Origin of the sequence: Pseudaquabacterium pictum (genome assembly GCF_005403045.1) — a bacterium.
GTDB classification, from domain to species: Bacteria; Pseudomonadota; Gammaproteobacteria; order Burkholderiales; family Burkholderiaceae_C; genus Pseudaquabacterium; species Pseudaquabacterium pictum.
The window spans coordinates 18703-38979 of the sequence record NZ_BJCL01000027.1 but is presented as its reverse complement, the minus strand read 5'-3'; the positions used below and the strand labels follow the sequence as shown (position 1 = coordinate 38979).

Sequence of the window (20277 nt, the reverse complement as noted above, 5' to 3'; positions counted from 1 at the left end):
CATCCACCAGCAACAAGCGTTACCAGGTGCGTCCGGGCGACACGCTGTACCGCGTGGCCGGCCGCAATCCGGCAGAGGGCGTCTCGCTGGACCAGATGCTGGTCGGCCTGCACCGCAGCCGTGCCCTGCTGCAGCTTCTTCAGCTCTTCGACGTTGCGTGTCAGCTCGGCCACGCGGGTGGCCTCGTCCTTGCCTTGGGCTGGGCCGGCGGCCGGGGCGGACGCCTTGATCGCCGGATCACTGAGCTTGAGCTTGTCGGGCGACGGCGCGGCCGACTGCTTGCGGTCGTCCACCGCGGCCTGCACCTTGCCCTGGGTGGCGCGGCCGGCTTCGGGCGCCTGGGCTTGCGGCGCGGCCTGGGCCAGCCGCGCCCGGTAGGCGCTGAAATCGGCGCTTTGCGCAGACAGCAGGCGCTTGGCATCGCCCGAGGTCACGTCGCGCACCTCGTCGGCCGCGGGCACCGTCAGCACCGAGCCGGCACGCAGCCGGTTGACATTGCTGTCGATGAAGGCATCGGGGTTGGCGCGGTACAGGCCGACCAGCATCTGGTCCAGCGAGACGCCCTCTGCCGGATTGCGGCCGGCCACGCGGTACAGCGTGTCGCCCGGACGCACCTGGTAACGCTTGTTGCTGGTGGATGCCACGGCCGGTGGCAGGCCCTTGGCCGGTGCGGCGGGTGCCGGGGCGGCGTCGGCCGGGCGGGGTGCCGGCCGCGGCCGTGGCGGGACCGGCGCGGCAGCCATGGGCGCTGGTGCCGGGCTGGCGGCCTGCATCGGCGCCTGCGGCAGGGGCGCCGAAGCCGGTGCCGGCCGCGGCGCCGGCGCCGGGCGGGCCTGCGCGAGCGGCGTGGCTGGCGGCAGGGCCGGGGCGGGTGCCGGCAGGGTGGTGGGCGCAGCGCCCATCACCGGCGCCACCGGCGCAGTGGCCTGCACCGGCGGTGCGTTGCGGCTGCCCGGGGGATCAAACAACAGGGTGAACTCGCGCACCATGCGGCCGGACGACGAATTCAGCTCGACGATGACCTCGACGAACGGCTCCTGCACCGCCCGGTCGCTGGTGACCCGCACATAGGCGCGGCCGTCGGCGCGGCGCGCCACGGTGGCACTGGCGCCCGACAGCACGGCGTTGTAGTCGACACCCGCCGCGCGGTAGGCCTCGGGGGACGCCAACCGCACCTGCAGCGTGGCGGCCTCTTCCGGGCTCAGGCTGGTGATGTCGATCTCGGCCCGCATCCCCTCGCCCAGGGCCGATTGCACATTCAACCGGCCCAGCCCCACGGCCTGGACATCGATCGGCGCAGCGCCAAGGGCTGCCAGGGCAGCCAGGGCCAGCGCAGTGCGGCCGGCAAGGTAGGGGCGGTTTTTCAAGGCGTCTCCACAACAGACCCGCAGCCGGCGGCTTGCAGCCGGCCAAAGCCGTATGTTGCCATGTGCCAACCGGCGCCAGCCGCCCGCAGCACTCAGGCGTCGATCAGGATGCGCAGCATGCGACGCAGCGGCTCGGCAGCGCCCCAGAGCAGCTGGTCGCCGATGGTGAAGGCGCCCAGGTACTCGGGGCCCATGGCCAGCTTGCGCACACGGCCCACGGGGATGGTCATCGTGCCGGTCACGGCCACCGGCGTCAGGTCGCGGATGGTGGCCTCGCGGGTGTTGGGCACCAGCTTCACCCAGGCGTTGTCGGCGGCGATCATGGCCTCGATGTCGGCCAGCGGCACGTCCTTCTTCAGCTTGAAGGTGAGTGCCTGGCTGTGGCAGCGCATCGCGCCCACGCGCACGCAGAAGCCATCGACCGGCACCGCGGCCGAGCCGAAGCCTTCACCCTGGCCGAGGATCTTGTTGGTCTCGGCCATGCCCTTCCATTCTTCCTTCGACACGCCGTTGCCCAGATCCTTGTCGATCCAGGGGATCAACGAGCCGCCCAGCGGCACGCCGAAGTTGGCGGTCTGCTCGGCCGACAGGCCGCGCTGGGTGGCCGCCACCTGGCGGTCGATCTCCAGAATGGCGCTCTTGGGGTCGTCGAGCAGGGCCTTGACCGAGGCGTTGAGCGTGCCGTACTGGGTCAGCAGCTCGCGCATGTGCTGCGCGCCGCCGCCCGAGGCCGCCTGGTAGGTCTGGGTGCTCATCCACTCGACCAGGCCGGCCTTGTACAGCGCGCCCACGCCCATCAGCATGCAGCTGACGGTGCAGTTGCCGCCGATCCAGTTCTTGCCACCCTTGGTCAGCGCTTGCTTGATCACCGGCATGTTCACCGGGTCGAGGATGATGACCGCGCTCGGGTCCATGCGCAGGGTGCTGGCGGCGTCGATCCAGTGACCGGTCCAGCCAGCAGCGCGCAGCTTGGGAAACACCTCGGTGGTGTAGTCGCCACCCTGGCAGGTGATGACGATGTCGCAGCGCTTGAGCGCGTCGATGTCGTACGCGCTCTTCAGCGTCGTCTCGTTCTTCGCCATCGCCGGCGCCTTGCCGCCAGCGTCGGACGTCGAGAAGAACACCGGTTCGATCAGGGCGAAGTCACCTTCGGCCTGCATGCGGTCCATCAACACCGAGCCGACCATGCCGCGCCAGCCGACCAATCCTACGAGTGCCATGTCAAAGCCTTTCAGTACAGATCCGGACCCCAGGTTCCCCGGCTCGTGTCGCCGGGGTCCAAAGGGGCGAGACGATCCGGAGCTGACTAGCCCTTGGTAATGGTGGTGATGGTTTTGCCGGACAGCGCGGCGACGACGGCATCGCCCATCGCGCGCGTGCCCACCCGCTGCGTTCCCTCGGACCAGATGTCGCCGGTGCGCAGACCGGCGGACAGCACCGCCTTGACCGCAGATTCGATGCGGTCGGCAGCTTCGGGCTGGTTGAGGGTGTAGCGGAGCATCATGGCAGCGGACAGGATTGTAGCCAGCGGATTGGCCACGCCCTTGCCCGCGATGTCGGGTGCGCTGCCGTGGCTGGGTTCGTACAGGCCTTTGTTGGATTTGTCCAACGATGCGCTGGGCAGCATGCCGATCGAGCCGGTCAGCATCGCCGCCTCGTCGCTCAGGATGTCGCCGAACATGTTGCCGGTGACCACCACGTCGAAGGCCTTGGGCGCCTTGACCAGTTGCATCGCCGCGTTGTCCACGTACATGTGCTCCAGCGCCACATCGGGGTACTGGGCATGCACCTCGGTGACCACGTCCTTCCAGAACTGGAAGGTCTCCAGCACGTTGGCCTTGTCGACCGAGGTCACCTTCTTGTTGCGGCGGCGTGCGGCCTGGAAGGCCACGTGGGCGATGCGCTCGATCTCGGGCTTGCTGTAGCGCATGGTGTCGAAGGCTTCCTCGGCACCGGGGAAATGGCCGTCGATCGCCACCCGGCGGCCGCGGGGCTGACCGAAGTAGATGTCGCCGGTGAGTTCGCGGATGATCAGGATGTCGAGGCCCGCCACCAGTTCCGGCTTGAGCGACGAGGCATGGGTCAGTTGCTCGTAGCAGATCGCCGGACGGAAGTTGGCGAACAGGCCCAGGTGCTTGCGCAGCCCCAGGATGGCCTGCTCCGGCCGGAACTGGCGCTCGAGCTTGTCGTACTTCCAGTCGCCCACGGCGCCGAACAGCACCGCATCGGCGGCCTTCGCCAGGTTCAGCGTGCCCTCGGGCAGCGGATGGCCATGGGCCTCGTAGGCGGCGCCGCCGACCAGGGCGGTCTCGGTCTCGAACTTCAAATCGAGCACGGCCAGGACCTTGACGGCCTCGGCCATGATCTCGGTGCCGATGCCGTCGCCGGGCAGGATCGCGATCTTCATGGGGTTCCTCGGGTTCAGAGTTCTTTGTGGGCCAGCCAGGGCATGCGGGCGATGCGCTCGGCTTCAAACGCCTTGATCTTGTCGGCATGCCGCAGCGTCAAGCCGATGTCGTCGAAGCCGTTGACCAGGCAGTATTTGCGGAAGGCCTGCACCTCGAACGGGATCTCGGCACCGTCGGGCTGCACCACCACCTGGCGCGGCAGGTCGATGGTCAGGCGGTAGCCGGGGAAGGCCGCCACCGCGTCGAACAGGCGGGACACCGCGGCCTCGGGCAGCACGATGGGCAGCAGGCCGTTCTTGAAGCAGTTGTTGAAGAAGATGTCGGCGTAGCTGGGTGCGATGATGGCGCGGAAGCCGTACTGGTCCAGCGCCCAGGGCGCGTGCTCGCGGCTGGAGCCGCAGCCGAAGTTGCTGCGCGCCAGCAGCACGCTGGCGCCGGCATAGCGCGGCTGGTTCAGCACGAAGTCGGGGTTGGGCCGGCGGCTGGCCGGGTCCTGGCCGGGCTCGCCCTTGTCCAGGTAGCGCCATTCGTCGAACAGGTTGGGGCCGAAGCCCGAGCGGGCGATCGACTTCAGGAACTGCTTCGGGATGATGGCGTCGGTGTCGACGTTGGCGCGGTCCATCGGGGCCACCAGGCCCTGGTGCACGGTGAATGCTTGCATGGTGATCCTCGTTACTTCCTGGCGGCGCCTTCGATGGTCTCACCGGCCTTCTTGATGTCCTGGCCGACACCCTTGATGGTGTTGCAGGCGCTCAGGGCCAGCACGGCGGCGATGGCGATGACGATGCGGGTCATGGCGGTCTCCTTCAGGCGATGCGGCGGATGTCGACGAAGTGGCCGTTCAAGGCCGCGGCGGCGGCCATGGCCGGGCTGACCAGGTGGGTGCGGCCGCCGTTGCCCTGCCGGCCTTCGAAGTTGCGGTTGCTGGTGCTGGCGCAGCGTTCACCGGGTTCCAGCCGGTCGGCGTTCATCGCCAGGCACATGCTGCAGCCGGGCTCGCGCCACTCGAAGCCGGCGGCCTTGAACACCTCGTGCAGGCCCTCGGCCTCGGCTTGCGCCTTCACCAGGCCCGAGCCGGGCACCACCATCGCCAGCTTGACGTTGGACGCCACCCGGCCGCCGATGCGGCGCACCACCGCGGCGGCCTCGCGCATGTCCTCGATGCGGCTGTTGGTGCAGCTGCCGATGAAGACCTTGTCGATGCGGATGTCGGCGATCGGCTTGTTCGGCTCCAGGCCCATGTAGACCAGGGCCCGCTCGATGGCGCCACGCTTGACGTCGTCCTTCTCCTTGTCAGGATCGGGCACGCGGTCGTCGATGGACAGCACCATCTCCGGGCTGGTGCCCCAGGTGACTTGCGGCTTCAGGGCGCTGGCGTCGATCTCGACGACGGCGTCGAAGTGCGCGCCCTCGTCGCTGCGCAGCGTGCGCCACAGCGCCGCGGCGTGGTCGAACTCCACGCCCTTGGGCGCGAAGGGCCGGCCCTTGACGTAGTTGATGGTGGTTTCGTCCACACCCACCAGGCCGGCGCGGGCGCCGGCCTCGATGGCCATGTTGCACACCGTCATGCGGCCTTCCATGCTGAGCGCGCGGATGGCGCTGCCGCCGAACTCGATGGTGTAGCCGGTGCCGCCAGCGGTGCCGATCCTGCCGATGATGGCCAGCACGATGTCCTTGGCAGTCAGCCCCTTGGTGAGGGTGCCTTCCACCTTCACCAGCATGTTCTTCGCCTTCTTGGCCAGCAGGGTCTGGGTGGCCAGCACATGCTCGACCTCGCTGGTGCCGATGCCGTGGGCCAGCGCGCCGAAGGCGCCATGGGTGCTGGTGTGGCTGTCGCCGCATACCACCGTCATGCCCGGCAGGGTGGCGCCCTGCTCCGGGCCGATGACGTGCACGATGCCCTGGCGCTTGTCCAGGAAGGGGAAGTAGGCCGCAGCGCCGAAGGCGGCGATGTTGGCGTCCAGCGTCACCACCTGCTGCTTGCTGGTGGGGTCGGTGATGCCGTCATAGCCGCGCTCCCAGCCGGTGGTGGGGGTGTTGTGGTCGGCGGTGGCCACGATGGAGCTGACGCGCCACACCTTGCGGCCGGCCAGGCGCAGGCCCTCGAAGGCCTGCGGGCTGGTCACCTCATGCACCAGGTGGCGGTCGATGTAGAGGGTGGCGGTGCCGTCGTCCTCGGTGTGGACGACATGGTCGTCCCAGAGCTTGTCATAGAGCGTGCGTGCAGCGGTCATGGCGTCCTCGGGCGGGGGTGTGATTGTGGCGCGGCGGCGGCCGGCGCGGGGGTGTCGGCGGGGTTGCTGGAAGCGGGCGGCGGGCAGAGGGATTCAACGAAGCGCTGCACCACCGCCGGCAGCACCTCCTGGGTGCGCACCGCCAGCAGGTAGGGGCGCTTCGCCCAGTCTTCCTGCAAGGCCAGCGGCTGCACCGCGAAGATGCGGGCAAAGCGCTGGGCCACCACCGCCGGCAGCACCGCCACGCCCAGGCCGGCTTCCACCAGCTGGGCGATGGCGTCGAAGCCGCGCACCTGCAGCCGCACGTTCAGGGTGCGGCCCAGGGCCTGGGCGCGCTCGCGCATCTGCTCATGCACCGCGGCGCCCAGGTGCAGGCCGACGATGTCGAAATCCAGCAGCGCGTCGAACGGCACGCCGGATCGCCGCGCCAGCACATGGTCGCGCGGCACCAGCACCGCCAGCTCACCATCGCGGTAGTGGCGGCTGCTCAGCCGGCCGTCGTGCTGCGGCGGCACGAAGATGCCGACATCGGCGCGGCCTTCGGCCACGGCCGCCTGCACCTCGGCGCTGGTCAGGTCTTCCAGGCTGATGCGGATGCCCGGGTGGGCCTGGCTGAAGGCGGCCAGGTCGGCCGGCAGGCATTCGGTGATGGCGCTGGCATTGGCGGCAATGCGCAAATGGCCCTTGATGCCGCGCGAGAACTCCACCACCTCGCTCTCCAGCGCATGCAGGCTGGCATTGAGCGAGCGGATGTGGCGCACCAGCGCGCGGCCGGCCTCGGTCAGGTCGACACCGCGGGCGCGGCGCTCGAACAGCGCCACGCCCAGGCGGCTTTCCAGATCGGACAGGCGCTTGCTGGCCGCCGCCAGCGCCAGGTGCTCGTGCGCGGCGCCGCGGGTGATGCTGCGGGTGTCGGCGATGGCCAGCACGAGGTTGAGGGTGATCAGGTCGAAGCGCATGGCCGGTCGATCGGCGGGGTGTGGCACCGGCCGGCAGCGCCGCCGCCTCACACCGGTGAGCGTGGGCGGGGGCGTTGGGGTCGGCCCGGGTGGGGCCAGGGGCCGGCAGGTGCCACGCACCGATGATGCGCGAAGGCTGCCCACCGCTTGCACGGAAGATGTGAACCGAGCCTTCGCGCCAAGCGAAGTCTAGCGCAATCGGCGGCGGCAGCACCCTCCTACACTGCCGGCCAACCATGCCCGATCTGCCCGACGACGCCACTGCCGGCCTGCCCGCCCTCTCGCCCGATGCGCAGACGGTGTTCGACGCGCTGTGCTTCCTGCAGGCGCCGCTGAACATCACCCGGCTGGCCGAGTTCCTGGGCGACCATTCCACCGCCCGCGGCACCCACTTCCACGGGCCGGAGCTGCGCAAGCTGCTGGGCGAGCTGCAGGCCGCCGGCCTGGCTGCCACGCTGCCGCAGGGCCCCTGGTTCGCGCCGCGGGAGCGGGGTTGGCCGCGTTTCCTGGCCCTGTTGCGCGACGACCGCGCGCGCAGCGCCTGGTGGGCCAGCTGGCGGCGGCTGTACCGCTTCGACCACAGCTGGCATCTGGAGCTGTTTGCGCCCGAGGCCATGGTCGGCGCGATCCGGGTGGTGGTGCTGGCCGGCGGCACGCCGCAGGCCTTCGAGCGGCTGTGCCAGCTCAGCCGCCAGGCCTCGCCCGAGCATCCGGCGCTGCTGGCTGCAGCGCTGCTGGACCCGTTCGACGCCGGGCTGTGGAACGCGCTGGATGTGGAGCTGCGCCACCGCCTGCTGGGCACGCTGCTGCGCCACCTGGGCGGCGATGCCGAAGGCGTGACCCGCCCGCTGTGGGACTGGCTGCTGGCCGAGGCCACGCCCGATGCCGGCGTGCTGCACGACGGCCACCGCCTGCGCCTGGCCGAGCGCCTGCTGCTGGCCGGCCAGCGTGATGCCTGCCTGCGGGTGCTGCGCGGGCTCGATCTCCCCGAAGCCCAGGCGCTGCGCGCCGCGGTCGACATCGCCGCCGGCCACCAGGCCAGCGGCGTGCGCGCCTTCGAGCTGGCCTGGAAGGAGGCGGCCACCCTCAGCGGCCGGCGCAAGCAGCTGTTTGCCGAGCCCACCAGCTGGGTCTACCTGCTGGGGCTGATCGCCCAGCCCGACCCGGCGGCCTGGACCAAGGCGCGCAAGTTCGCCGCCGGCGAGGCCGGCAAGCGCGACGCCGATGCCTACAGCTTCTGGGGCGTGTGGCAAGAGGCCATCGACCAGCGCCTGGGCGACGCGCCGCGCAACCCGCGGCGGCTGCTGCTCAACGGCATCAGCACCGGCCGCATGCACGGGCTGCAGCAGCTCAGCCACTGGCTGCTGGGCGCCTGGCTGGGCCACCAGCCGCCGCAGCTGGCGCCCTTCGAGGCCGAATCGCGCGCGCTGTCGCAGGGGTTCGAGCACGCCGGCCTGCCCTGGCTGGCGATGCTGACGCGCCGCAGCGCCGCCCTGCTGCTGGGCCAGCCGCCGGCGCCGGCGGATGCGGCCCAGCCGTTTCCGGTCGGCGCGCCCACCGACCGCTGGCGCGAGGCGCTGAACGCCATCGTGGCACTCGGCCCGGTGGGCGGCGGCGTGGCGGCGCCGGGGCCCGATGCCCTGGCCGACCGGCTGATCTGGACGGTGCTGACCGATGCCCATGGCCGCGTGCGCCGCATCGAGCCGCTCGAGCAGAAGGCCGGCGCCCGCGGCCTGGGCAAGCCCAAGCCCGCCTCGCTGGCCGCGCTGGCCAAGCGCACCGACCTGCCGGCGCACGATGCCGCCGTGCTGCGCGCGGTGAAGAAGCTGCCCTACGGCGGCCGCCTCACGCTGGACAAGGCCCAGGCGGTGCAGGCCCTGGTGCGCCATCCGCAGGTGGCCTGGGCCGACGCGCCGCTGCAGCTGGTGGAGGTGACCGAAGGCCTGCCGCAGCTGGAGGTGCTGACCCGCGGCGACCACCTGCAGTTCAAGGTGCTGGACCCGATCCGCCCCGACGACGTGGCCCCGGCCGACGCGCCCGACGACGATGAGGACGACGACGACACCTGGACCCGCAGCCGCCGCAGCGGCGAGGCCGGCAAGCCCGAGGTGCTGCTGCTGCGCGACGGCCCCGAGCAGGCCCGCCTGGTGCGGGTGACGCCGGCGCAGCTGCGGGTGGCCGAGCTGGTCAGCCAGGGCTGGCAGGTGCCGGTGGCCGCGCGCGCCGAGCTGGAATCGGCCCTGCGGGTGCTGGGCACCCACTTCCAGCTGGCCAGCGATGCCGAGGCCGGCCACGAGGTGCCGGCCAGTGCGGTGCTGCGCGCCGAGCTGACGCCGCAGGGCGACGGCCTGGCACTGCGGCTGGTGGCCGCGCCCTTCGGCGACTTCGGCCCGCGCCAGGCGCCCGGCCTGGGCCGCGAGCGGGTGACCACGGTGCACCAGGGCATCACCCTGTCGACCAAGCGCGACCTGGCCACCGAGCGCGCCCACCTGCGGGCGCTGGTGAATGCGGTGGACTGGCTGGACGACGGCGCCCATGCCTGGACGCTGGACGATCCCGAGCAGGCGCTGGCGGTGGTGGAAGCCCTGGCCGGCCTGGGCGAGACCATCGTCAGCGAATGGCCCAAGGGCAAGCCGATGCGGGTGCGCAGCGTGGCCGCGCCGCAGCTGACGCTGCAGGTCAAGAGCCAGGGCGACTGGCTGCAGCTGGACGGCAGCCTGGCGCTGGACGGCGGCGAGGTGCTGCGCCTGAAGCAGCTGCTGGAACTGGTGGCCCAGGGCAAGCGCCGCTACGTGGCGCTGGGCGACGGCGACTTCCTGGCCCTGGGCGACACCCTGCGCCAGCAGCTGGCCGACCTGCGGGCGATCAGCACGCCGCAGGGCGAGCAGCAACGCGTGGCCGCGCTGGCCGCGCTGGCCTGGAGCGCCCAGGCCGGCGCGCCGGCCCTGGACGGCGACACCGCTTGGCAACGCCGCTGCGAGGCCTGGGCCGCCGCCCAGGCGCAGACCTATCCCGTGCCCGCCGGCCTGGCCGCCGAGCTGCGCGACTACCAGGCCAGCGGCTGGCTGTGGCTGATGCGGCTGGCGGCCAGCGGCTTCGGCGCGGTGCTGGCCGACGACATGGGCCTGGGCAAGACGCTGCAGACCCTGGCCCTGCTGCTGGCGCGCAGCGCCGGCGGGCCGGCGCTGGTGGTGGCGCCCACGTCGGTCTGCGGCAACTGGCTGGCCGAGGCGGCGCGCTTCGCGCCCGGCCTGCAGGTGGAGATGTATGGCGACACGGCGCTGGTGGCCGAACCCGACGATGACAGCGACAACCCGCCAGCCGACGGCGACGCGCCGGCCGACAGCGCCCGCCAGGCCGCCCGCCGCAAGCAGGTGCAGGCCCTGGGCCCGGGCCAGGTGCTGGTGTGCAGCTACGGCCTGCTGCAGCTCGATGGCGACATCCTGACCGGCCGGCCCTGGCACACCGCGGTGCTGGACGAGGCGCAGGCGATCAAGAACGCCGGCACCCGCCGCGCCCGTGCCGCCCAGGCGCTGGCGGCCGACTTCAAGCTGGCGCTGACCGGCACGCCGGTGGAGAACCGGCTGGGCGAGCTGTGGGCCATCATGGCCTTTGCGAACCCGGGCCTGCTGGGCAGTGCCGAGCAGTTCAACACCCGCTTTGCCGGCCCGATCGAGCGCGATGGCGATGCGGCGGCCAGCCGCCGTTTGCGCCGGCTGGTGGCGCCATTCCTGTTGCGCCGCACCAAGGCCGAGGTGCTGGCCGACCTGCCGCCGCGCACCGAGATCGTGCACGAGGTGGTGCCCGGCACCAAGGAACGTGCGCTGCTGGAGGCCCTGCGCCAGCAGGCCGAGGCCAGCGTGGCCCAGGCGCTGGAAGGCGGCGCGCCGGGCCAGGCGCAGATGCACATCCTGGCGGCGCTGACCAAGCTGCGCCGCGCCGCCTGCGACCCGCGCCTGGTGGCGCCCGAGCTGGGCCTGGTCGGCGCCAAGGTGCAGGAGTTCGAGCGCCTGGCGCAGGAGCTGGTGGCCGGCCGCCACAAGGCGCTGGTGTTCAGCCAGTTCACCGACTTCCTGGCGCTGCTGCGCGACCGGCTGGACGCCGCCGGCCTGCGCTACCAGTACCTGGACGGCAGCACGCCGGCAGCGCAGCGCACCCAGCGGGTGGCGGCCTTCCAGGGCGGCGAGGGGGATTTCTTCCTGATCAGCCTGAAGGCCGGCGGCTTCGGCCTGAACCTGACCATGGCCGACTACGTGATCATCGCCGACCCCTGGTGGAACCCCGCCGCCGAAGACCAGGCCAGCGGCCGCGCCCACCGCATCGGCCAGCAGCGGCCGGTCACCGTCTACCGGCTGGTGACGCAGGGCTCGATCGAGGACCGCATCGTGCAGCTGCACCACCACAAGCGCGCACTGGCCGACGGCGTGCTGGCCGGCGCTGACGGCGACACCGCCGGCACGTTGATGGATGCGGCGCAGATGCTGGCGCTGCTGCGCGACTGAGCCCGGGCCGGGCGCCCACCCGAGACCGCCGCAGGCAGCGCCAGGCGGCCGTGCCAGCCCCGCAGGCTGGCACGCCAAATGCATGCACACGTTCAGGTATACAAGCCAGTGCACCGACATGCAGCCTGCGGAATCCCAGCTCCTCACCATCGCCGATTGGCAGCAGGCCGTGCGCGATGGCGCGGCCTGGCGGCCGCTGTTGCAGGCCCGGCTGGCGCGCATCCACGGCCCGGACACGGCGCCGCATGCCTGGATCCTCCGCTGCAGCCCGGCGATGCTGGACGCCCGCCTGCAGGAACTGGACGCCCTGGCCGCCGCCACCCCCGACCGTGCAGCGCTGCTGGCCAGGTTCCCGCTGTTCGGCGTGCCCTTCGCGGTGAAGGACAACATCGACGTCGCCGGCCTGGACACCACCGCCGCCTGCCCCGCCTGGGCGCGCCCGGCCGAAGCCAGCGCCACCGTGGTGCAGAAGCTGCTCGATGCCGGTGCGGTGCTGCTGGGCAAGACCAACCTCGACCAGTTCGCCACCGGCCTGGTGGGCACCCGCTCGCCCTACGGCGCGCCGGCCTCCACCTGGGCGGCCGATCGCGTCAGCGGCGGCTCCAGCTCGGGGTCGGCGGTGGCGGTGGCGCGGGGTGACGTGGCCTTCGCCCTGGGCACCGACACCGCCGGCTCGGGCCGGGTGCCGGCCGGCTTCAACCACCTGGTAGGGCTGAAGCCCACGCCAGGGCGGGTCAGCACCGCCGGCGTGCTGCCAGCCTGCCGCAGCCTGGACTGCGTGTCGGTGTTCGCGCTGACGGTCGACGACGCGGCCACCGTGCTGGCGCAGATCGAAGGCCCCGATGCCGCCGACGACTACAGCGATTTCCGCCCCGGCCCGGCCGCCCTGCCGGGGCGGCTGCGGGTGGGCGTGCCGCGCGCGCCGGTGCTGGATGCCGACCAGGGCTACCCGGCGGCCTGGGCCTTGGCCCTGCAGCAGCTGCGCGCGCTGGGCGCCGATGTGGTCGAACTCGACGTCGAGCCGCTGCACCAGGTGGCGCGGCTGCTGTACAGCGGGCCCTGGGTGGCCGAGCGCTATGCGGTGGTGCAGCGGCTGCTCGACGAGACACCCGACGCACTGGACCCCACGGTGGCCACGGTGATCGGTGCGGCGCGCGGCTTCAGCGCGGCCGACACCTTCCGCGCCCAGTACACGCTGCGCCACCACCAGGCCCAGGCTGTCCACCTGTGGGCCCAGGTGGACGTGCTGCTGGTGCCCACCGCGCCGCGCCACCCCAGCTTCGACGACCTGCGCGCCGATCCGGTGGGTGCCAATGCCCTGCTGGGCAATTACACCAACTTCGTCAACCTGCTGGGCTGGTGCGCGCTGGCGCTGCCGGCCTGCACCACCGCCAGCGGCCTGCCCTTCGGCGTGACGTTCATCGCGCCGGGCGGGCATGACGCCGCCCTGGCCGGCCTGGGCCAGCGCTGGCAGGCGCAGTGCAGCCAGGTGCTGGGCGCCACCGGCCGGGTCTGGTCGGCGCCACCGCCGCCCGCCGCCTGGCCGGCCAGCCGACGCACGCTGCCGCTGGCCGTCGTGGGTGCGCACCTGAGCGGCCTGCCGCTGAACTGGCAGCTCACCGAACGCGGCGCCACGCTGCGGGGTGCGGCGCAGACCGCGCCGCTCTACAGGCTCTATGAATTGCCCGGCACCCAGCCGCGCAAGCCCGGTCTGCTGCGCTGCGGCCCCGGCGGCCATGCCATCGCGCTGGAAGTCTGGGACATGCCGGTCGACCAGGTCGGCAGCTTCCTGGCACTGATCCCGCAACCGCTGGGTCTGGGCACGCTGACCCTGGCCGACGGCAGCGCCGTGCATGGCTTCCTGTGCGAGCCCGCGGCGCTGGAAGGCGCGCGCGACATCAGCCACACCGGCGGCTGGCGTGCCCACCTGGCCGCCTCCTGACGCCGCCCTTCCATCACGACACCGAGACACCGCGATGCAACGACGCCAGTTCCTGTCCCACACCGCCGCCGGCTCGCTGGCGGGCGCCCTGCCGCTGGGCGCCGCCGCCCAGGCCCGCCCCAAGGACGTGCTGGTGGTGGCCAACGAGTTCGGCCCCAACTCGCTGGACATCCACACCGTGGGCGCCAACCGGCCGAGCTATGGCGTGAGCTGGGTCTGCTACGACCGGCTGATGACCTACGGCAAGAAGAAGCTGCCCGACGGCCGCATCGTCTACGACCGCGACAAGCTGGAACCCGAGCTGGCCGAGAGCTGGCAGATGGCACCCGATGGCAACTCGGTCACCTTCAAGCTGCGCAAGAACGCCAAGTTCCACGACGGCACGCCGGTGACCGCCAAGGACGTGAAGTGGAGCTTCGACCGCGCCGTCACCGTGGGCGGCTTTCCCACCTTCCAGATGGCGGCCGGATCGCTGGAGAAGCCCGAGCAGTTCGAGGTGGTGGACGACCACACCTTCCGCGTCAAGTTCATCCGCCGCGACAAGCTGAGCATGCCCGACCTGGCGGTGCCGGTGCCCAGCATCTTCAACAGCGAGCTGGTGAAGAAGAACGCCACGCCGCAGGACCCCTGGGGCCTGCTCTGGACACGCAACAACGTGGCAGGCGGCGGCGCCTTCAAGGTGGAGAGCTGGCGCTCGGGCCAGGAAATCGTCTACGTGCGCAATGACGACTGGAAGTGCGGCCCGCTGCCCAAGCTGCGCCGAATCGTCCAGCGCGACGTGCCCAACGCCGGCAACCGCCGCGCGCTGCTGCTCAAGGGCGACATCGACATCACCTTCGACCTGCCGCCCAAGGATTTCAGCGAGCTGGCGCGCGAGGGCGCGGCGGTCAAGGTGACCTCGATGCCCATCGAGAACGCGATGTTCTACCTGGGCATGAACGTCAACAAGCCGCCGTTCGACAACCCCAAGGTGCGCCAGGCCGTGGCCTGGGTGCTGCCTTACGACAAGCTGTTCGACAACGCCATCTACCAGCGCGCCAACAAGCTGTATGGCGCGGCCGGCCCGGTCAAGACCATCGCCTGGCCGCAGCCCACCCAGTACAAGACCGACGTGGCCAAGGCCAAGGCGCTGATGGCCGAGGCCGGCCTGGCCGGCGGGCTGGAGACCACGCTCAGCTTCGACCTGGGCGGCGCTACCGTCGGCGAGCCGATGGCGGTGCTGATCCAGGAGGCGCTGGCCACCATCGGCATCAAGGTGCAGATCAACAAGATCCCCGGGGCCACCTGGCGCGCCGCGCTGCTGAAGAAGGACATGCCGATGCTGATCAACCGCTTCGGCGGCTGGCTGGACTATCCGGAGTACTTCTTCTTCTGGTGCTACCACGGCCAGAACGCGGTGTTCAACACCATGGGCTACCAGAACCCCAAGCTGGACAAGCTGATCACCAACGCCCGCTTCGCCGAGAGCAAGCCGATCTACGAGGGCGCAGTGAAGGAGATGATCCAGCTGGCCTACGACGAGGTGCCGCGCATCCCGATCATGCAGCCCACCATGGACGTGGCGATGCAGAAGGACGTGCAGGGCTACCAGTACTGGTTCCACCTGCAGCCCGACTACCGGCAGCTGTTCAAGGCCTGACCAAGGCGACCGCCGATGGACCACACTGCCTACATCGACGCCGCAGCGGCCACGCTGGGCCTGAAGATCACCGCCGAGCAGCGGCCCGGCGTGACCCGCTTCTTCACGCTGGCGGCCGACATGGCCGCGCTGGTCAACGGCCTGCCGCTGACGCCGGCCGATGAGTCGGGCAACGTGTTCCAGCCGGTCAGCCCCGACCTGGGCGAGGGCGCACCATGACCGCTGTGACCACAGCCGCCGCGGTGCGCGCCGGCACGCTGAGCGCACGCGCCGCGGTGCAGCTCAGTCTGTCCACCATCGCCGCCACCGACGGGCGGGTGAACGCCTTCACGGCCGTGCTGGAAGAGCGGGCGCTCAAGCGCGCCGACCTGGTCGATGCCAGCCCGCGCCGCAGCCGCATGCGCCTGGCGGGTGTGCCGTTTGCGGTGAAGAACCTGTTCGACGTGGCCGGCATCGCCACGCTGGCCGGCTCGAAGATCGAGGCCACGGCCGCGCCAGCGCGGCGCGATGCGGTGCTGGTGCGCCGCCTGGAGGCCGAGGGCGCTGTGCTGGTGGGCGCGCTGAACATGGACGAGTACGCCTACGGCTTCACCACCGAGAACAGCCATGCCGGCGCCTGCCACAACCCGCATGACCTGGCGCGAATCAGCGGCGGCTCGTCGGGCGGATCGGCCGCCGCGGTGGCTGCCGGCCAGGTGCCGCTGACGCTGGGCAGCGACACCAACGGCAGCATCCGCGTGCCGGCGTCGCTGTGCGGCACCTATGGCCTGAAACCCACCTACGGCCGCCTGCCGCGCACCGGCAGCTACCCCTTCGTGGCCAGCCTGGACCATCTCGGTCCGTTCGCGCGCAGCGTGGCCGACCTGGCCCTGTGCTACGACCTGCTGCAAGGCCCCGACGTCGACGACCCGGCCTGCGCCCAGCGCAGCATCGAGCCCACCGCCGACACGCTGGACCGCGGCGCCGGTGGCCTGCGGATCGGCGTGCTGGGCGGCTGGTTCCGCGAGATGGCCAACCCCGAGGCGCTGAGCGCAGTCGACCGCGTGGCCGAGGCCCTGGGCACCACCCGGCTGGTGGAACTGCCCGAGGTGCAGCGCGCCCGCGCCGCCGCCTTCCTGATCACCTGCGCCGAGGGCGGCGCGCTGCACCTGCCCGACCTGCGCAGCCGCGCGCAGGATTTCGACCCCCACACGCGCGACCGCTTCCTGGCCAATGCGCTGGTTCCGGCCGCGTGGACGGTGCAGGCCCAGCGGGTGCGGCACTGGTTCGCCCGCCGGGTGGCCAAGGCCTTCCAGACGGTGGACATCCTGATCGCGCCGGCCACACCCTGCACCGCGCCGGCCATCGGCACCGAGTGGCTGGAGATCGGCGGCCAGCGCCTGCCGGCCCGCGCCAGCATGGGCCTGCTGACGCAGCCGATCAGCTGCATCGGCCTGCCGGTGGCCACCGTGCCGCTGTGGGGCTGCAACCCGGCCGCGCCGCACCTGCCCATCGGCGTGCAACTCATCGCCGCGCCCTGGCGCGAAGACCTGTGCCTGCGTGTGGCCGCTGCGCTGGAAGCGCAGGGCATGTGCAGCGCGCCGATTGCGGAGCTTCCATGAGCCACACCGACATCAACCTGCCCGAGGTGCATGCGGAAGTGACCGCTGTCTTCGCCCGTTACGAACACGCACTGGTGAACAACCTGGTCGACGAGCTGGATGCCCTGTTCTGGCCCAGCGACCACACCGTGCGCTACGGCGCAGCCGAGAACCTGCACGGCATCGCCGCCATCCGCGCCTTCCGCGTCGCCCGGCCGGCCGTGGGCCTGGCCCGGCAGTTGCACGACACCGTCATCACCACCTTCGGCCGCGACATGGCCACCGCAATGACCACCTTCCGCCGCGAGGGCAGCACCAAGGTCGGCCGCCAGAGCCAGACCTGGGTGCGCATGCCCGCGGGCTGGCAGGTGGTGGCGGCCCATGTGTCGCTGATCGATCCCCCCGCCTGAGCTGCCGACCCGCCGCCCTTGACCCGTCCAACACCCGATTCACACAGGAGCGAGAGACCATGACCGATTCCAACAAGACCCTGCTGGCCGACCTGCAACGCCGCCGCCTGCTGGCCGGCGGTGCGCTGGCCGGTGCCTCGCTGGCCCTGCCCGGTGCGCTGCGCCAGGCCTGGGCGCAGGCGCCGATCACCGTGGGCATCATCTACGTCGGCCCGCGTGACGACTTCGGCTACAACCAGGCGCACGCTGAGGCCGCGGCCCAGTTGAAGAAGCTGGCCGGCGTGAAGGTGGTCGAGGAAGAGAACGTGCCCGAGACCCAGGCCGTGCAGAAGAGCATGCAGGGCATGATCAGCCAGGACGGCGCCGCCCTGCTGTTCCCCACCAGCTTCGGCTACTTCGACCCGCACATGCTGGCCATGGCGGCCAAGAACGAGAAGGTGCGCTTCGCCCACTGCGGCGGCATGTGGACCCAGGGCAAGCACCCGGCCAACACCGGCAGCTTCTTCGGCTACATCGACGAGGCGCAGTACTTGAACGGCGTGATCGCCGGCCACATGAGCAAGAGCAAGAAGATCGGCTTCATCGCGGCCAAGCCGATCCCGCAGGTGCTGCGCAACATCAATGCCTTCACCATGGGCGCGCGCTCGGTCGACCCCAAGATCACCTGCAACGCCATCTTCACCGGCGACTGGAGCATGCCGGTGAAGGAGGCCGAGGCCACCAACAGCCTCAGCGACCAGGGCGTGGACGTGTTCACCATGCATGTGGACAGCCCCAAGGTGATCGTCGAGACGGCGGCCAAACGCGGCAAGATGGTCTGCGGCTACCACGCCAGCCAAGCCAAGCTGGCGCCCAACGCCTATCTGACGGGGGCGGAGTGGAACTGGCTGACCGCCTACACCCGCATCCTGGAGGCCGCACGCACCGGCAAGCCGCACCCCAACTTCGTGCGCGGCGGGCTGAAGGACGGCTTTGTCAAGAGCTCGCCCTACGGATCGATGGTGCCCGAGGGCGCGCGCAAGAACGCCGAGGACATCCGCGCCAAGATGATCGCCGGCAGCTTCGACATCTTTGCCGGCGAGCTGAAGGACAACACCGGCAAGGTGGTGGTCCCCAAGGGCAAGGCCTTCAAGCAGACCGACATCGAGCTGGAAGGCATGAACTACCTGATCGAAGGCGTCATCGGAAAAGCCTGACCCACCCCGCAGCACCGAGGAGGGCATGCCGATGAAACATCCCACGCTGGAATCCCTGGCCCTGCCAGTGCTGGCCCTGGCCGGTGGCCTGGGCCTGTTCGGGCTGTTCGTCTGGTTCAACGGGCAGGATCCGGTGCAGGCCTGGCGCCTGCTGTTCCTCGGCGCCTTCGGCGATGCCTTCTCGCTGCAGAACACGCTGCAACGCGCCGCGCCGCTGATGCTGACCGCCCTCTGCGTGGCCATCCCGGCGCGCGCCGGGCTCACGGTGATCGGGGGCGAGGGCGCGCTGGTGCTGGGCGGTCTGGCCTGTGCCGCCCTGCCCTCGGCCCTGCCACTGCCTGGTGGCGCGGCCGGCACCGGGCTGATGCTGCTGGCCGCGGCCGCTGCCGGCGCGGCCTGGATCGCGCTGGCCGGCTGGCTGCGCCAGTGGCGCGGCGTCAACGAGACGATCAGCAGCCTGCTGCTGGGCTACATCGCGATCGCGCTGTTCAAGCACATTGTCGAAGGGCCGCTGCGCGACCCGGCCAGCCTGAACAAGCCGTCCACCCTGCCGTTGGAAGAGAGCCTGCGCATCGGCACCCTGGGCGGCTGGGATGTGCACTGGGGCCTGGTGTGGGGCGTGGCGCTGTGCATCGCCGCCGGGCTGTGGCTGCTGGCCACCACCCACGGCTTTGCCACCCGGGTGGTGGGTGGCAACCCGCGGGCGGCGCAACTCGTCGGCCTGCCAGCCACCCGGCTGATCATCACCGCCTGCGCGCTGGGCGGCGCCTGCGCGGGCCTGGCCGGTGGCATCGAGGTGGCGGCAGTGCACACGGCGGCCAATGCCTCGCTGATCGTCGGCCTGGGCTACACCGGCATCCTGGTCAGCTTCGTGGCGCGGCACCAGCCGTTGGCCATCGTGCCGGTGGCCATCCTGTTTGGCGGCTTCCTGGCCGCAGGCAGCCTGCTGCAGCGGCGCATGGGCTTGCCCGATGCCAGCGTGCAGGTGCTGATGGGCTTCTGCTTCGTGTTCATCCTGGCCAGCGAAGCCTTGCGCGGCCGGCTGGGTGAGCTGTTCAGCATCCGCCGGCCGATGCCGGCCACCGCAGGAGCGCCCGCATGACCGGCATGGCCTGGTTCGATGTGCTGGTGGCCGTGCTGGGCGGCGCCATCCGGGTGGGCACGCCGTTTCTGTTCGTCAGCCTGGGCGAGTGCCTCACCGAGAAGGCCGGCCGCATCAACCTGGGGCTGGAAGGCGTGCTGGTGTTCTCGGCCATGGCCGGCTTCGGCGCCAGCTACCTCACCGGCGTGTGGTGGCTGGGCGTGCTGGCTGCCGGGTTCAGCGGTGCGCTGATCGCGCTGCTGCATGGCCTCGTCAGCAGCCTGCCACGGGTCAATGACATCGCTGCCGGCATCGCCATCATGCTGCTGGGCGGCGGCCTGGCCTTCTATCTGGGCAAGCCGCTGATCCAGCCGCAGGCTGCGCAAATCCCGGCCATCCCGCTGGGCGCCTGGCTGGGCGCCGAGCCGCAGGGCGCGGTGGGATCGGCCCTGGCCATCAACGCGCTGTTCCCGATCGGCGTGGCCATGGCCCTGGCCCTGGCCTGGGCGCTGAAGAACACCGGCTGGGGGCTCACCGTGCGCATGGTGGGTGACTCGGCCGATGCGGCGCGGGCCCAGGGCACGTCGGTCAACGGCGTGCGCATCGCCGCCACCACCGCGGGTGGCTTCATCGCCGGGCTGGGCGGGGCGTCGCTGTCGCTGTACTTCCCGGGCAGCTGGAACGAGGCGCTGTCCTCGGGCCAGGGCCTGATCGCGGTGGCGCTGGTGATCTTCGCCCGCTGGCACCCGGTGCGCTGCCTCTGGGCGGCCCTGCTGTTCGGTGGCGCCGGCGCGCTCGGCCCGGCCCTGCAGTCGGTGGGTGTCACCGGCTACTACCACCTGTTCAACGCCGTGCCCTATGTGCTGACGCTGGCCATCCTGGTGTGGGCCTGCTCACCACGGCGCAGCCTGCAGGGTGCACCGGCGGAGCTGGGCGTTTCACATTGACCGACAAGGACC

The 20277-nt window shown here is 71.3% G+C and carries 16 protein-coding genes; 9 read left to right on the top strand and 7 right to left on the bottom strand.

All coding sequences use genetic code 11. The annotated features are described in order from the left end of the window. The 7 genes from FFT10_RS26470 to FFT10_RS26440 form a co-directional block, all read right to left on the bottom strand. Positions 1–1367: type IV pilus assembly protein FimV (locus FFT10_RS26470; protein ID WP_162520937.1), on the bottom strand; the 1367-nt coding region annotated here is incomplete at its 3' end. A 92-nt stretch (positions 1368–1459) separates the two neighbouring features. Next, the gene (gene asd, locus FFT10_RS26465; protein WP_137735892.1) at positions 1460–2587 is read right to left on the bottom strand and encodes an aspartate-semialdehyde dehydrogenase; all 1128 of its coding nucleotides are present in this window, start codon (positions 2585–2587) and stop codon (positions 1460–1462) included. Positions 2588–2673: 86 nt separating this feature from the next. Then, positions 2674–3774, bottom strand: a complete 1101-nt coding sequence (gene leuB, locus FFT10_RS26460; RefSeq protein ID WP_137735891.1) for a 3-isopropylmalate dehydrogenase — start codon at positions 3772–3774, stop codon at positions 2674–2676. A gap of 14 nt (positions 3775–3788) precedes the next feature. Continuing rightward, positions 3789–4436 carry a 3-isopropylmalate dehydratase small subunit gene (gene leuD, locus FFT10_RS26455; protein ID WP_137735890.1) on the bottom strand — a complete coding sequence of 216 codons (648 nt, stop codon included), beginning with the start codon at positions 4434–4436 and terminating at the stop codon, positions 3789–3791. Positions 4437–4447: 11 nt separating this feature from the next. Further along, complete coding sequence (locus FFT10_RS26450) at positions 4448–4570, bottom strand: entericidin A/B family lipoprotein (protein WP_137735889.1); 123 nt, start codon at positions 4568–4570, stop codon at positions 4448–4450. Between the two features lie 11 nt (positions 4571–4581). Then, positions 4582–6009: a 3-isopropylmalate dehydratase large subunit gene (gene leuC, locus FFT10_RS26445; protein ID WP_137735888.1), complete on the bottom strand. Its 1428-nt coding sequence runs from the start codon at positions 6007–6009 to the stop codon at positions 4582–4584. Then, the gene (locus tag FFT10_RS26440; protein WP_137735887.1) at positions 6006–6968 is read right to left on the bottom strand and encodes a LysR family transcriptional regulator; all 963 of its coding nucleotides are present in this window, start codon (positions 6966–6968) and stop codon (positions 6006–6008) included. Before FFT10_RS26440 ends, leuC begins: the two co-directional genes overlap by 4 nt. A 236-nt stretch (positions 6969–7204) precedes the next feature. On the opposite strand from FFT10_RS26440, the gene FFT10_RS26435 reads away from it, so the two are divergent. From FFT10_RS26435 to FFT10_RS26395, 9 genes are all read left to right on the top strand, one after another. Further along, a complete protein-coding gene (locus tag FFT10_RS26435) occupies positions 7205–11470 on the top strand; it encodes a DEAD/DEAH box helicase (protein WP_137735886.1) in 4266 nt (1421 codons plus the stop codon). Between the two features lie 118 nt (positions 11471–11588). Next, complete coding sequence (gene atzF, locus FFT10_RS26430) at positions 11589–13412, top strand: allophanate hydrolase (protein ID WP_228027333.1); 1824 nt, start codon at positions 11589–11591, stop codon at positions 13410–13412. A gap of 34 nt (positions 13413–13446) precedes the next feature. Continuing rightward, positions 13447–15051, top strand: a complete 1605-nt coding sequence (locus FFT10_RS26425; protein ID WP_137735884.1) for an ABC transporter substrate-binding protein — start codon at positions 13447–13449, stop codon at positions 15049–15051. A gap of 15 nt (positions 15052–15066) precedes the next feature. Further along, positions 15067–15270: a DUF4089 domain-containing protein gene (locus tag FFT10_RS26420; protein WP_137735883.1), complete on the top strand. Its 204-nt coding sequence runs from the start codon at positions 15067–15069 to the stop codon at positions 15268–15270. Continuing rightward, on the top strand, positions 15267–16652 hold the full coding sequence (locus tag FFT10_RS26415) for an AtzE family amidohydrolase (protein ID WP_137735882.1): 1386 nt from the start codon (positions 15267–15269) through the stop codon (positions 16650–16652). The genes FFT10_RS26420 and FFT10_RS26415 overlap by 4 nt, the downstream gene beginning before the upstream one ends. Then, positions 16649–17041, top strand: a complete 393-nt coding sequence (gene hpxZ, locus FFT10_RS26410) for an oxalurate catabolism protein HpxZ (protein WP_137735881.1) — start codon at positions 16649–16651, stop codon at positions 17039–17041. The genes FFT10_RS26415 and hpxZ overlap by 4 nt, the downstream gene beginning before the upstream one ends. Before the next feature lie 59 nt (positions 17042–17100). After that, positions 17101–18237, top strand: coding sequence for a BMP family ABC transporter substrate-binding protein (locus tag FFT10_RS26405; protein ID WP_137735880.1), 1137 nt, complete (start codon positions 17101–17103; stop codon positions 18235–18237). A gap of 31 nt (positions 18238–18268) precedes the next feature. Continuing rightward, the gene (locus FFT10_RS26400; RefSeq protein WP_137735879.1) at positions 18269–19339 is read left to right on the top strand and encodes an ABC transporter permease; all 1071 of its coding nucleotides are present in this window, start codon (positions 18269–18271) and stop codon (positions 19337–19339) included. After that, positions 19336–20265, top strand: a complete 930-nt coding sequence (locus FFT10_RS26395) for an ABC transporter permease (protein ID WP_137735878.1) — start codon at positions 19336–19338, stop codon at positions 20263–20265. Before FFT10_RS26400 ends, FFT10_RS26395 begins: the two co-directional genes overlap by 4 nt. The last annotated feature ends 12 nt before the right edge of the window (positions 20266–20277 follow it).

What these genes read in the sequence shown, in the direction of transcription:
- asd (WP_137735892.1), bottom strand. Translation starts at nt 2,587, where the DNA reads ATGGCACTCGTAGGATTGGTCGGCTGGCGCGGCATGGTCGGCTCGGTG.
- leuB (WP_137735891.1), bottom strand. Translation starts at nt 3,774, where the DNA reads ATGAAGATCGCGATCCTGCCCGGCGACGGCATCGGCACCGAGATCATG.
- leuD (WP_137735890.1), bottom strand. Translation starts at nt 4,436, where the DNA reads ATGCAAGCATTCACCGTGCACCAGGGCCTGGTGGCCCCGATGGACCGC.
- FFT10_RS26450 (WP_137735889.1), bottom strand. Translation starts at nt 4,570, where the DNA reads ATGACCCGCATCGTCATCGCCATCGCCGCCGTGCTGGCCCTGAGCGCC.
- leuC (WP_137735888.1), bottom strand. Translation starts at nt 6,009, where the DNA reads ATGACCGCTGCACGCACGCTCTATGACAAGCTCTGGGACGACCATGTC.
- FFT10_RS26440 (WP_137735887.1), bottom strand. Translation starts at nt 6,968, where the DNA reads ATGCGCTTCGACCTGATCACCCTCAACCTCGTGCTGGCCATCGCCGAC.
- FFT10_RS26435 (WP_137735886.1), top strand. Translation starts at nt 7,205, where the DNA reads ATGCCCGATCTGCCCGACGACGCCACTGCCGGCCTGCCCGCCCTCTCG.
- atzF (WP_228027333.1), top strand. Translation starts at nt 11,589, where the DNA reads ATGCAGCCTGCGGAATCCCAGCTCCTCACCATCGCCGATTGGCAGCAG.
- FFT10_RS26425 (WP_137735884.1), top strand. Translation starts at nt 13,447, where the DNA reads ATGCAACGACGCCAGTTCCTGTCCCACACCGCCGCCGGCTCGCTGGCG.
- FFT10_RS26420 (WP_137735883.1), top strand. Translation starts at nt 15,067, where the DNA reads ATGGACCACACTGCCTACATCGACGCCGCAGCGGCCACGCTGGGCCTG.
- FFT10_RS26415 (WP_137735882.1), top strand. Translation starts at nt 15,267, where the DNA reads ATGACCGCTGTGACCACAGCCGCCGCGGTGCGCGCCGGCACGCTGAGC.
- hpxZ (WP_137735881.1), top strand. Translation starts at nt 16,649, where the DNA reads ATGAGCCACACCGACATCAACCTGCCCGAGGTGCATGCGGAAGTGACC.
- FFT10_RS26405 (WP_137735880.1), top strand. Translation starts at nt 17,101, where the DNA reads ATGACCGATTCCAACAAGACCCTGCTGGCCGACCTGCAACGCCGCCGC.
- FFT10_RS26400 (WP_137735879.1), top strand. Translation starts at nt 18,269, where the DNA reads ATGAAACATCCCACGCTGGAATCCCTGGCCCTGCCAGTGCTGGCCCTG.
- FFT10_RS26395 (WP_137735878.1), top strand. Translation starts at nt 19,336, where the DNA reads ATGACCGGCATGGCCTGGTTCGATGTGCTGGTGGCCGTGCTGGGCGGC.